The following is a 12,857-nucleotide window of genomic DNA, read 5'->3' as shown; positions in this document are numbered from 1 at the left end:
TGTTCTCCGTATTCTTCGTGCGCTTCAGGCATTTGCTTCGACGCTGCCGTCGACACCGATGTCCGCAGTCGCGCACGCCGCAGCCACCGCACGCACATCGAGCGAGCTTTTCCGCAACGGATTGTTGGGGCGCGTTTCGAGCCAGAAGCGATACAGCGTGTTCTTTGCAGCTTCGAGACGATAATTGCTGGTCGCGCGCATATCGGAAAGCGGCGCGTAGTCGTTGCCGAGCGCGAACATCGCGGCTTGCGCGGTGGCTTCATGCCATTCGGCGTCGCGCAGCACGGCTTCTGCGTGCGTTGCGCGCTTCGGCGTCGCGGCCATGCCGCCGAATGCGATGCGCGGCTCGCGAATTAACTCGCCGTCGGCGACAAACGAGAACGCGGCACACACGGCGGAGATATCCGAGTCGAAGCGCTTCGACAGCTTGTAGGTGCGAAATTGCAGCTTTGAGCGCGCGCCCGTGCGAGTCGGCACCTTGAGGCCGACGACGAACTCGTGCTCGGCCATATTCTTCTTCTGATACGCGACGTACAGGTCTTCGAGCGGCATTTCGCGTTCGATGTCCCCACCTCGGACAATCACGCGCGCGCCGAGCGCGATGAGACCGGGCATCGAATCACCGATCGGCGAGCCGTTGGCGATGTTGCCGCCGAGTGTGCCCGCGTTGCGAATGGGCAGCGAAGCGAAGCGTAGCCACATTTCGGTAAGTTCGGGGTACTGCTTCGCGATCTCCGTGTAGGCGTTTTCTACCGTCACGCCCGCGCCAATTTCGATCCAGTCGGCATGCGTTTCGAGCTTCTGCAATTCGGCGATTTGCCCGACGTACACGACATTACCGAGTTCGCGCATCTGCTTGGTGACCCACAGGCCAATGTCGGTACTGCCCGCGAGAATGCGCGCGGCCGGTTCGGCCTGCTTGATCTGCGCGAGCGCTTCGACCGTGCGCGGCGCGTCAAAGCGCTGGCCGGCGTGCTCGTAATGGAACGTGTCGTCGCGTTGCAGCGTCGCGAGCGTGCCTGCGAGCGCCTCCACATTCACCGGTGCCTTGGGCGCGGGAACTTCGAACATGCGCACGGCCGCATCCACGATGGGACGATAGCCGGTGCAGCGGCACAGATTGCCTGTGAGCGCGTTGCTGATCGCTTCGCGCGAGGGCACCGTCCTGTTCGCGCAGCCATGCTCGTGACCGTGCTTTTCGTAGAGCGACCACATCGACATGACGAAGCCTGGCGTGCAGAAACCGCACTGCGAGCCGTGGCATTCGACCATCGCCTGCTGTACCGGATGCAGCGAGCCGTCGGGCTGACGCAGATCTTCGACGGTGAAGAGCGCCTTGCCGTCGAGCGTCGGCATGAACTGTATGCAGGCATTGACCGCCTTGAAGTCGACGCCGCCCTTTTCGTTGCGCTCGCCAACCACAACCGTGCACGCGCCGCAGTCGCCTTCGGCGCAACCTTCCTTGGTGCCGGTGCAGTGCGCGTCTTCACGCAGATACTGCAGGACCGTGCGGGTGACAGGCGCGTCCTTGATTTCGCGGATCGCGTTGCGATGGTAAAAGCGGATTGGCTCGGTCATGTCTTATCGCTCTCGAATGTTCTTTGTGCAGCAGGGATGGTTCGAAAACTATCACCGTCAATAAATACAACCCATAGCTCGCGTCGCATGCGGGACATATTCTCAAAGCGATATCGAGATGAAATCAGCGCGCTGTGGGCTTATGTTGGGTTGTCTGATTTTCGATGTTTTATGCTTAATTGTTTAGTTTCGGCCAGATTTGGGGCGCGGGGTGGACCATATCGCGCGTCGCCGAGAGCAAGTTGAGCGTCCGATACCCCACTATCTGGGCTTCGCGGCGGCTTAAGCCTGACCAATTATTAAGCAAATGCTGCAAGAGAATCGGTTCCATGGGAAAATCACGCCTTCCCGCCGTTTTCAAGTCTGGTTTTCCCCATGTCCACCGACACAGCGACACCCCGCAGCGAGTTTGCGACGACCATGCAGATCATTCCGGTCGTCTTTTTCACGTTTCTTTGCTATCTGACGATCGGCATTCCGCTCGCGGTGCTGCCAGGCTACGTGCACGACGACCTAGGCTACAGCGCGGTGCTCGCGGGCGCTGCGATCAGCGTGCAGTACCTGGCGACTTTGGCGTCGCGGCCGCTGGCAGGACGGTCGGCAGACACGCTGGGGCCGAAGCGCACGGTGACGATCGGCTTGCTCGGATGCGGCGCGAGCGGCGTTCTTTTGCTGCTGGCGGTTTTGTGCGGACGCTGGCCCGTGCTGAGCCTTGGCCTGCTCGTGTGCAGCCGGCTCGTGCTCGGATTCGGCGAGAGTCTGTGCGGCACCGGCGCGATTCTGTGGGGGATCGGCCGCGTGGGCACGAGCAACAACGCGCGAGTGATCTCGTGGAACGGCATCGCCACGTATGGGGCGCTGGCGGTCGGCGCGCCGCTCGGCGTTGCGATCGAGCGGACGGTCGGATTTGCGGCGCTCGGCATTCTGGTGATCCTGCTGGCGGCGCTCGGCTTCTATCTCGCCCGGCCGATGGCATCCGTGCCGATCGTGCACGGTGAACGGATGTCTTATCGAAGCGTGTTCACGCGGGTCCTGCCGCACGGCATCGGGTTAGCGCTCGGGTCGGCCGGTTTTGGATCGATTGCGACGTTCATCACATTGTTCTATGCGGCGAAGCAGTGGCCGAACGCGGCATTGTCGCTGACGGTGTTTGGCACGCTGTTCATCGGCGCGCGGCTACTGTTCGCCAACACCATCAAGACCTACGGGGGCTTCCGGGTCGCGATCGTTTCGTTTTCGTTTGAATGTGTCGGCTTGCTGATGCTGTGGCTTGCGCCTGAGCCGCATATCGCGCTCGCTGGGGCGGCGTTGACCGGATTCGGGTTTGCGTTGGTATTTCCGGCGCTCGGCGTCGAGGCAGTCGGACTCGTGCCGCCCGCGAGCCGTGGTGCGGCGCTGTCGGCTTATTCGGTGTTTCTGGATCTGTCGCTGGGAATTACTGGGCCGTTGGCGGGGTATATTGCCGGCGAGTTTGGGTATGGGTCAGTGTTTCTGTTCGCGGCAATTGCCGCTGCCGCGGCAGTGGGGCTTTCCAGTTTTCTTTATCTTCGGGATGTGAAGGTTGGGAAGATGCCTGCGGCGCTTTGAGGGTTCTTTCTGCTCAACGCACCAACTCACAATTGAGTTCCGTGGTCCCGAGCGTGCAGCAGTGCAATCACAATCAGAGCCGCGACACATTTGGACTCGATGACGAAGTGGTCGTACGTTCCGTGCGTAGAAGCCCATACTCGTGGGAAGGCTAGGCCTTTAGCCGTCCCAGTTGCGTTTCTGCAACGGCTTAAGTCGTTATCGTTGCGACAGGCTCGAAATCAATTGGCAACCCCATGTCGGACGATGTCCAGGATGAGCAACAGGAAGGTTGTCATCCATCATCGACTCATCACCCTCACCAATCAGCTTCGGCGTAATTTCCGGATGCCGGGGGCATAAGACTTCGTCGCCCATACGGGCGACCGGACGATCATCGAAGGTCACCGTCGATGACGCAATGATAGCTTCGCCATCTTGCTCGGTGACGTCACCGAATCGGATCAGTCTCACTTGTGTTTCTGCGGACGAGTTTGAGGTGTGGTGCTCGACGAGTGGGCGAAAGCCGACTGCGCAGCGGTAATCGAGGGGCGTGCTTCGAAGATCGCTCGCGTCTAGCAAATCTTCTCCCACTCGCGAGTGGTCCAGTCGCCTTTCGTGCGCAACGGTGCGCTGATTCAACGGGCTCGCCCGCTCCTCGACAGCAGCAGCGCGACGGAACGGCTTCACGGGTGCGCCAAAGCGGCCCTTCGGAAAGAAGCGCCGAGGGACTCAGGCTGATGCGCGCGATTGGTTCGCAGACGGGAACGGTATTTACTCGGGTTAGCGGCGCTTCGCTGTCGCGCGGCGCGCCTGGCGTCTTTACTTTCACATACGCCGACCATATCAGCCGATGGACCGTGGGTGCTGATGGGCATGACTCACAAGAGCAAGGTGCTGGGAACAGCGACATCCGGACGTACGCGCGTTGCGTTCAACTTCGACGGGCGCAAGGCGGTACTCGACATTGTGGGCGCGGGCAGCGTTGCCAATCCTCTGACGAGCGATGTGCTGAAGACGTTCCACTGCCCGAGTTCCATGTCGACGTTCAGTTTGACCGACAGTGGTCCGCCGCCAGGATTACCTCCGGCAGGCGGACTTTCGAGCGTGTCGCATTAGCGGAGCGGGTCCCAGCCCTCTACTTTCCTCCTGACAATCCCCGCTCCAACGCCGCGACCCCGGCGGGCAAATCGACCTTAACCCCGAGGTCGACCATCGTCCGGCCCAGCGCGTGCAGAGTGCGAAACAGATTGTGCTCGCGGCATTGCTCGCCCATTTGCCCGATCCGAACAATCGGCAATCCGAACGACCCCGAAATTTCGACCTGATGCTGCCGCGAAATATGCGCGCATACATCACCTGCACTCAGCCCGGCGGGCACCTCGATGCCCACCACCGAATTCAACCGGCAAGCAACCGGCGCATACAGCTGCAAGCCGAGCGCGGTCACGCCTTCCTGCAACGCCACCGAACACTTGAGGTGCCGCGCAAAACGCTTTTCAAGCGTCTCTGCGCACACGAGCCGCAGTGCCTCATGTAAAGCCAGCACGCCCGAGACCGGCGCCGTGTAGTGATATCCCGCGTTATGCCAGAAGTTCTCGGCGAGCGACGCGTCGAGACACCAGTGCGCATTCGGCGCGGTACGTCCTTTCACGCGCTCCCAGGCTGCATCGGAAAACGCAATCAACGAGACTCCCGGAATAGACGACAAGCCCTTCTGCCCGCCCGTGATCACAGCGTCGATGCCCCACGCGTCCATGGCGAGCGGCATGGTGCTCAATGTGCACACCGCGTCGACGATCACCAGCGCGCCCGCCGACTTCGCCAATGCGGCGATGTCCTTCAACTGGTAATTCCAGACCGTATTCGAAGTCTCGCCCTGCACCACCGTGACGATCTCCGGACGCTCACGGCGGATTGCCTCGGCGATCTCGTCGAGACTCGCCACCGCGCGGTCGGCCACTTCCAGTTCCGTCACTCGCGCGCCGACGCGGCGGCCCATCTCCGCCATGCGCCCGCTGAAAAAGCCGTTCTTGATGCTCAGCACGCGCGTGCCTTCCCACGCGAGATTCGAGATTGCCATTTCCATCGCGGCCGAACCGGGTCCCGCGACGCCCAGCACCCATTTCGAATTGGTCTGGAACACGTAGCGCGCCATCGTTTTTACCTGACCGATCACCTTCACCATGGTTGCGCCCAGATGGTTGATGACGATCGTATTGGCCTTGGCGACCGCTGCGGGAATCGGCACGGGACCGGCGCCCATCATCAGTAACGGCTCTTCGGGAAGGATGGCGTCGAGCGATTCGACAACCGGACACGGCACAGCAGTAGACGCAACGTTAGATGATGAAGTCGGCATGATCGGTACTTGAAGGAAAGCGCAAAGATGGAATGCACAGGAGCCAACGGCCTCGCCAGCTGTGACACTGGTGAGGCCGTCGTCCGATCATTCACCGATCCGCGCAATTGCGCAAGTTTTTTGACCATGCTTTGCCGGCGGCCGCTGCAAACGCGCGTAGGCGACGCGCCTGGCCGCACCGCGGCAAAACCTCACTTCACCTTGGTCTTGTCGAGCTTCTTGCCGGTTTCCGCATTGAAACGCTCGACGTATTCTTCGATCAGCCGCCGCACCGCGCGTCCGATCTGCCGGTAGTCCGACTCGTTGAGGTTGGCCAGCGACACACGCCCCGACGCATGCTGGGTGCCGAAGCCGAGCCCCGGCAACAGCACCACCCGAGCCTCGCGAGCAAGACGGAACAGCAACTCGGTAGGCTGCGTGCTCTTCAACTGCCAATCGACGAACTCGCGCCCGAACATCCGCTCGCCAAGGTACTCGGCGTCGAGAATCGTGTAGTAGTCGACCTGGTTCGGATCGCTGTCGTCGAATGCAATGCCGACCTCTTCATAAAGCGCCTGCTTGCGCTTGCGGATCAGGCGCTTCAGCGCGTTCTTGTATGCGTCGGGCGTATCCATCAGCGAGAACAGCGAAAACAGCACCATCTGCACCTGCTGCGGCGTCGACAGCCCTGCCGTGTGATTCAGCGCGACGGTGCGGCTGTCGGCCACCAGACGGTCGATGAATTTGAGCTTTTCAGGCTCTGTCGTGATCGACTCATAGCGTTCGTGCAACTGCTTCTTCACGTCTTTCGGCAGTTCCGAAATCAGCCTGTCGAGCACGTTGTCGCGATGCGTCGCGATCGTTCCGAGACGCCAGCCGGTCGCACCGAAATATTTGGAGTACGAGTACACGAGAATCGTGTTCTTCGGCGCAAGCGCGAATAGCGACACGAAGTCGTCCGCGAACGTTCCGTACACGTCGTCGGTGAGAAGAATCAGATCGGGCCGTTCCTTGACGATGTCGGCAATGTACTGAAGGCTCTCGTCGTCCATTTTCACCGAAGGCGGATTACTCGGGTTCACGAGAAAGAAGGCCTTCACTTTCGGATCGCGCAACTTGTCGAGTTCTTCTTTCGTGTACTGCCAGCCATTCTCAACACCGGCGTTCAGATTCACCACATTCAACTGGTAGTCGTTCAGCCGCGGAATCTCGATGTACGGCGTGAAGATCGGCATGCCGAGCGCGATGGTGTCCCCCGGCTTAATGAGGTGATTCTCGCGCATCGTGTTGAAGATGTACGTCATGGCCGCCGTGCCGCCCTCCACCGCGAACACGTCGAATTCGCCGACGAACGGATGCCGGCCGATCATCTCCCGGCGCAGATATTGTCCGACGATGACTTCGGATAGCTTGAGCATCCGGTCGGGCACCGGATAGTTCGATGCGAGAATCCCCTCACACATTTCATAAAGGAAGTCGCCGGAGGAAAGCCCCAGCTGATCGCGCACGTACGATACCGCGCCGCGCAAAAAGTCGATCCCCGCAACGCCTTTGTTTTCGCGCAAGAACAGGTCGAAGCGCTCTTCGAGGCCTTCGCGCCGTGGAAATCCGCCGACGCCTTCAGGCATATAAGCGAACGAGCGCTCCGACTCGCGCATGGCGAAGAGCCCAAGCTGCCAGAAGCCGTGGCGCGGGATCGTTGCGAGAAAATTCGGGTTGCCCCGACCGGCGTTCAGCATCGACGCATTGGCCGGCCGCTCGACGGCGCCGCCGCCCGCGGCCTTGATGAGTTCGTCCTTGAGCTCGAACGGGCTGAGCGCGGCAAGACCCGGCTGTGCCATGTCGCCACGTTTCCTGTCGTCCTTCTCTTTTGCCATGATGTGTTCTCCTGAGCCAGGTGAAAGACGCCGCCGGGCATTGATTTGCGCGATGCCGCGGCCGGCGCGAAGAGATCGATACAACGCGTTTGCTACACGAGTCCCACCACGAGCGGGCCCAGCAACGTCAACGCGACGTTCGCAATTGCATAGGTGATGGCGAACGGCACGGTCGGCACCGCGCTTTCCGCCTTGTCCAGCACGCCGCCAAAAGCCGGATTCGCACTACGTGAGCCCGTCAGCGCACCTGCCAGAATGGCCGCATTGTTGTAGCGAAGCACGTAGCGGCCGAACAGCATCGTGAGCAAGAGAGGGAACAGCGTGACGAACACGCCGAGCAGGAAGATCGTCATGCCGCTCTGCTTGACCGTGACCACGGCCTGCAGGCCAGAATTCAGACCGACCACGGCGACGAAGGCCGCGAGCCCGAAGTCCTTCAGCAGTTGCGAGGCTGCCGTGGGCATCACGCCGTACATGGGATGCTTGCCGCGCATCCAGCCGAACAGCAGGCCGGCGAGCAGACAGCCGCCGCCTGAGCCGAGCGTGAGCGGAATTCCACCCACGTTGATAACAATGAGCCCGATCAGCAAGCCGAGCACGAGACCGACGCCCATGTAGATGAAGTCGGTCTTGTTGCTGTACGGCAGCTCGTAACCCGCGGCTTCCACGGCCCGCTTGGTGTCTTTCGGCGAGCCATAAAACGTCAGCACGTCGCCATGTTCCAGATGGGTTTCCGGCAGCAGCGGCAGCGGCTGCCCGGCGCGCGTCACGCCCTGCAGGTAGACGCCATGGCGCATGTCACGATCCACCATTTCCCGCGCGGCCGCGATCGTCGTGTGGTTCATGCCTTTGCGGGTGAATACGCCTTCGCGCGTTTGCATGACGACGCCGACATCGCCAATGTCGGCAACTTCGCTGCCGTTCGAGCCGAACTCGACGACGGCTTCGCGACGGCCCACGACCAGCACCACATCGTCGGGGTCCAATACCAGGTCGGGCGTAGGGTCGAGCGTATGGCCGCCTCGCTTGACGCGCTCGATGGTCAGCATGTCGCGATGCAGTGTCTCGACCTGTTTCACCGTCTTGCCCGCGCTGACGTCGATCCGGTACGCGCGCCCTACCAGTTCCGGCAACGCCAGAAGCTGTCCTGGCCCGCGAGCCGGCGCGCCCGCGGTGAGCTCGCGTTCTGCTTCGATGGACGCATCGCGCAGACTCTGCCCCATGAACTTCGGCAAAATATTCACGCATACGATGATCGCGCCGAGCGAGCCGAACACGTACGTCACCGCATAGGCGATCGCAACGTCGGATTGCAGCGATTTCACCTCGTCGGCGGGCAGCCCGAGGCGCGCGATCGCGTCGCCCGCAGTGCCGATGATCGCCGACTGCGTCAGCGCGCCGCCAGCGAGCCCGGCCGCGAGTCCCTTGTTCAGGTGAAACAGCTTCGCGCAGATCACCACGGTGATCAGCGCTGTGACCGCGAGGAAAACCGCCATCGCAATTTCGCGCAGCGTCTTGCGATTCAGCGAATTGAAGAAACCCGGACCGGAGTCGTAGCCGACCGCGTAGATGAATACGGCGAACATCACCGACTTCACGCCGTTGTCGATCGTCACGCCTGCCTGACTGATCACCACCGCCGCCAGCAGCGATCCGCCGACGCCGCCCAGCTGGAACTTGCCGAAGTTGATCTGGCCGATGAAGTAACCAGCCGCGAGCGACAAAAACAGCGCGATCTCAGGTGATTTCTGGAATATGTGATGTAGCCAGTCCATCATGTCCTCGCTGAATAGTTTGCGATGCTAATTACCCGACACTGCCCGCCGCGGGTGCTCGACCCCCGCGCGGTAATTCCGACCGGCTAGCTGAGCTTGCCGGCCAGGCCGACCACGACTGGTCCCATCAACGGCAAAAAGATGTTGGAAAGCGCGTAGGTGATCGTGTAGCCGATCACCGGCGTGGAGTTGCCGGTCACACTGACGAGCGCGCTGATCGCCGGCGTGCTGCACTGCTGACCGGCGATCGCGCCGAGCAGCATCGGCGTTTCGAGCTTGAGGAACATGCGGCCAATCCACAACGACAGCAGCCCCGGCACGAGCACCATCAGAATGCCGGCCGCGGGCAGCGCGAGGCCGTACTGGCGCACCAGCTTGATGGCGTCCGGTCCCGCCGACAATCCCACCGCGGCGATGAAAGTGGCGAGCCCGAAGTCCTTGAGAATCTGCGCGGCCGCCGGAGGCAGCGAGCCGACGAGCGGATGTCGCGAGCGGATCCAGCCGAACAGCAGCCCGGACAACAAGCAGCCGCCGCCGGTGCCCAATGCGAGCGATACGCCGCCGATGCGCCCGCCCAAGTGGCCAATCGCCATGCCGACCAGCACGCCGAGGCCCAGATAGACGAAGTCGGTCTTCTGCGTTGCGACGAGCACATAGCCGAGACGCCGCGCGCCGCGCTCGACATCGGCCTTGGCGCCGACCAGCGTCAGCACGTCGCCGCGATTCAGTTCGGTGCCGGGCAGCGCGGGTATCGTCGTCTCCAGGCGCGTGACGGCCGCGATGTAGACTCCACGCGCCTCGTCTGGCGGTGCCCGCTCACGCATCTGGGCAACCGTGAGACCGTGCGCGTCGCGCCGTGTCAACACGACGTCGAGCTTCTCGGCAAGCACCTGACCGAAGCCAGCGCCGTCAACTTCATCGCCGAGATCGGGCGCCGCGGCGACGATAGCTTCGCGGCGGCCCGCGACGAGCACGACGTCGCCCGAAGCCAGCGCGAGGTGCGGATCTACCGCCACGTTCGCGCCGTTGCGCCGCACCTGCTCGATGGTGAGATTGAAGCCGTGCTGCTGCTCGATGGTGAGAACTGTCGCACCATGCGCCGCCCCGATGCGAAAAACGCGGCCCACCAGCGCCGGTGCGGCGGCATGCTGGCCCTCGCCCAATGCTCCGTCACCGCCCAGCTTGCGCCACACGCGCGCCGCCTCCTCGCGCAAATCGATGCGCAACAGCAAAGGTGCAAACTGGCTCGTAAAGAGGACGATAGTGACCAGCCCGAACAGGTAACTCACGCTGTAAGCAGTCACGATGTTGGCTTGCAGACGTAGCGTCTGCGCTTCGTCGAAACCGAGCCTGGCAATCGCCTCGGAGGCCGTGCCGATCACGGCCGACTCGGTCGCCGCGCCGGCCAGCAGACCAGCCGCAGTACCGGCATCGAGCCGCATGACGGTCACCGCGATCATGATCAGGAGGAGCACCGACACGATCTCGACCACTGACAGCAGCCCGTAGCGCCACCCCCGACCGATATTGGCGAAGAATTGCGGCCCACCGGTGAAGCCCAGCGCAAAGATGAACAATGCGAAGGCGATGTTCTTCAGATCGGGCGCGAGGCGCGCGCCTGTCTGACCAAGTAACAACGCAACGATCAATGTGCCGCAAACACCGCCCAGCTGGATAGGACCAATGCGGAAAGAGCCAATTAAATAGCCGATTGCGAGGCTCGTGAACAGAGCGATCTCCGGTTGAGTCCTCAGCAATTCACCGATCATGTTGGCTAGCCGATTTTGGAAATTATTCGCAAATTGCTAAATATCCACGCCAGCGAAATTAAGCCCGTTGGCGTTGTGGATAGTTGACTTGAATCAGCTATCCCACGGAAAAGATGGAATGGCGTCATATGGCGCAAAAAAAGCGCGCAGCAAATCACGAATGCCGCGGTGACTACTGCGTCATTAAACGAAAAACATTGCTGACCGGACTTCGCTTGATGCGCCCGGCAAGGTGAAACGCCGCAAGTGGGGTTTGTACGAAATGTCTTCACTCATGAATGGAGCGGTGATTCACGAGCTTTTTTAAATTATGAAAGTTTAGTATCCCTGTCAATGCTATTTTTTTTGCCATGAACACTTGACTTCACGGAGCGCGGACCTAAACAAACCCCATCCGCATTCGCTTTAGCGCATTGCTTCCCTTATATTCATTCGCCCAGGCAGACTTGACTCGTCGGCATTAGCCGGGAATTCGCGAGCGCCGCGAAACGTTTATCGGAGTACGCGATGCGCATCATTCTCTTCAGCAGCCGCCAATATGACATCGAAACGTTCACTGGAGCGAACAGCGGCCATGGCTATGATCTGCATTTCCAGGAATCGCATCTGGACAGCGAAACCGCTGTTCTGGCACAGGGCTACGAGGTGGTGTGCCCGTTCGTCAACGACCGGGTCGACGCGGCCGTGCTGGAGCGGCTCTACGCAGGCGGCACGCGGATGATTGCCTTGCGGTCGGCGGGCTTCAACCACGTGGACCTCGCAACGGCCGAACACCTCGGCACCTGCTCGCGCTCGGCGCGCGCTACGTCGCGCTCGACACGCTTCTGGCGGAATCGGACATCGTGAGTTGCACTGTCCGTTGGTGCCTTCCACCTACCATCTGATCGACGCCGCCGCGCTGGCCAAAATGAAGCGCGGCGCGATGCTGATCAACACGGGGCGCGGCGGACTCGTCGAAAGCAATGCGCTGGTCGGTGCACTGAAGGACGGCCAGCTTGGCCATCTGGGCCTCGACGTCTACGAGGAAGAAGGCGGTCTCTTCTTCGAAGGCCATTCGAATCTCCCGCTGCAAGACGACGTGCTCGCGCGTCTGCTGATGTCCCCGAACGTCATCGTGACCGCCCACCAGGCGTTTTTCACGCGCGAGGCGATGAACGAGATCGCGCACACCACGCTCGATAACATCGCCGCCTGGCAAACGGGTGTGCCTCGCAACACGGTCCCTGCAACGGGCCGCAGCGGGCACAGCGGGCACAGCGGGCACAACAGGCTAGACGCCGCCCGCCTTCAGCGAAACGGGGCGGATCGCGGTGCGGGCGTCGTCCGGTGCGCCGCACATCTCACGCAGCAAGGCCGCCTCGCGCTCGTGCACTTCCACCGGAAACCAGCGCGCGCCGGCATCGGCAAGATAACGCGCGCGATGCTGGCCATTGCGAAACGCCACCACACCCTCGCGCTCGAAACCGAGCCAGCCGAGTAGACCGGTTGCGCGGCGCGTGCAAATCGTCACGTAGGGCATCTGCGGAATACGAGGATTGTCCGGATCGAGAAATTCGCGAATGCCTCGTACTTTGCCCGCATGCCATTCGGCAATGGGCTTCAGAACGTAGTCGGTGTTGTCGCGATCCGCGCAGGCGAGCAGCTTGCGCACGTCGACCAGCACGACCTGATGCCGGGTGCCGTCGGCGACGAACACGCGTTTCAGGCGCACATGGTCGTACCATGAATGTTGATGCAGCGGCACGATCCAGACCGTCTCCGCGCAAGCCGGCGCAGCGGCGGACGATGAATTGGTCAGAGGCAAAGGCAGGCTCGCTGAGCCGGCGAAGATTCGCCAGCGCGTTAAGAGAGCGCTAACGCTACGAGTCGATTGTGAAAGAAGCATGTCAAGCCACGGTATTAACTGCTCTGCATGAGCGCCCGACGAGCGCGGCACAAGCGCCCGAATGGA

At 61.6% G+C, this 12,857-nt stretch carries 8 protein-coding genes and 2 pseudogenes; 3 read left to right on the top strand and 7 right to left on the bottom strand.

The window, feature by feature from the left end:
• Nucleotides 1–24: 24 nt before the first annotated feature.
• A complete protein-coding gene (xdhA, locus tag BCA01S_RS17175) occupies nucleotides 25–1,578 on the bottom strand; it encodes a xanthine dehydrogenase small subunit (protein WP_027777951.1) in 1,554 nt (517 codons plus the stop codon).
• A gap of 375 nt (nucleotides 1,579–1,953) precedes the next feature.
• Here xdhA and BCA01S_RS17165 point away from each other — a divergent pair, with 375 nt between their 5' ends.
• Nucleotides 1,954–3,165 (top strand): MFS transporter, encoded by a 1,212-nt coding sequence (locus BCA01S_RS17165; RefSeq protein ID WP_027777950.1) that lies wholly within the window; start codon nucleotides 1,954–1,956, stop codon nucleotides 3,163–3,165.
• Between the two features lie 198 nt (nucleotides 3,166–3,363).
• On the opposite strand, the gene BCA01S_RS39640 is transcribed toward BCA01S_RS17165, so the two are convergent.
• The gene (locus tag BCA01S_RS39640; protein ID WP_425176532.1) at nucleotides 3,364–3,834 is read right to left on the bottom strand and encodes a PAAR domain-containing protein; all 471 of its coding nucleotides are present in this window, start codon (nucleotides 3,832–3,834) and stop codon (nucleotides 3,364–3,366) included.
• A gap of 144 nt (nucleotides 3,835–3,978) precedes the next feature.
• Between BCA01S_RS39640 and BCA01S_RS17160 the strand changes: the two are divergent.
• Nucleotides 3,979–4,263, top strand: a pseudogene (locus BCA01S_RS17160) (hypothetical protein); the annotation flags it as partial.
• 19 nt (nucleotides 4,264–4,282) lie between these two features.
• Here the strand turns inward: BCA01S_RS17160 and BCA01S_RS17155 are convergent.
• The 4 genes from BCA01S_RS17155 to aspT (BCA01S_RS17140) all read right to left on the bottom strand — a co-directional run bounded on the left by BCA01S_RS17155 (nucleotide 4,283) and on the right by aspT (BCA01S_RS17140) (nucleotide 10,906).
• Complete coding sequence (locus BCA01S_RS17155) at nucleotides 4,283–5,506, bottom strand: pyridoxal-phosphate-dependent aminotransferase family protein (RefSeq protein WP_027777948.1); 1,224 nt, start codon at nucleotides 5,504–5,506, stop codon at nucleotides 4,283–4,285.
• Nucleotides 5,507–5,697: 191 nt separating this feature from the next.
• Nucleotides 5,698–7,362 (bottom strand): bifunctional aspartate transaminase/aspartate 4-decarboxylase, encoded by a 1,665-nt coding sequence (locus tag BCA01S_RS17150; protein ID WP_027777947.1) that lies wholly within the window; start codon nucleotides 7,360–7,362, stop codon nucleotides 5,698–5,700.
• A 92-nt stretch (nucleotides 7,363–7,454) separates the two neighbouring features.
• Nucleotides 7,455–9,137, bottom strand: a complete 1,683-nt coding sequence (gene aspT, locus BCA01S_RS17145; RefSeq protein WP_027777946.1) for an aspartate-alanine antiporter — start codon at nucleotides 9,135–9,137, stop codon at nucleotides 7,455–7,457.
• A gap of 86 nt (nucleotides 9,138–9,223) precedes the next feature.
• Nucleotides 9,224–10,906, bottom strand: coding sequence for an aspartate-alanine antiporter (gene aspT, locus BCA01S_RS17140; RefSeq protein WP_027777945.1), 1,683 nt, complete (start codon nucleotides 10,904–10,906; stop codon nucleotides 9,224–9,226).
• Nucleotides 10,907–11,413: 507 nt separating this feature from the next.
• Between aspT (BCA01S_RS17140) and BCA01S_RS37155 the strand changes: the two are divergent.
• Nucleotides 11,414–12,140 (top strand): annotated as a pseudogene (locus BCA01S_RS37155) (NAD(P)-dependent oxidoreductase); the annotation flags it as partial.
• A gap of 36 nt (nucleotides 12,141–12,176) precedes the next feature.
• On the opposite strand, the gene BCA01S_RS37150 reads toward BCA01S_RS37155, so the two are convergent.
• Nucleotides 12,177–12,791 carry a plasmid fertility inhibition factor family protein gene (locus BCA01S_RS37150; protein ID WP_084166872.1) on the bottom strand — a complete coding sequence of 205 codons (615 nt, stop codon included), beginning with the start codon at nucleotides 12,789–12,791 and terminating at the stop codon, nucleotides 12,177–12,179.
• Nucleotides 12,792–12,857: the final 66 nt, after the last annotated feature.

It is taken from the genome of Paraburkholderia caledonica NBRC 102488, from assembly GCF_000685095.1.
GTDB classification, from domain to species: Bacteria; Pseudomonadota; Gammaproteobacteria; order Burkholderiales; family Burkholderiaceae; genus Paraburkholderia; species Paraburkholderia caledonica.
Note: the sequence above shows the minus strand (reverse complement) of the source record. Positions and strands in the feature narration are given on the sequence as shown.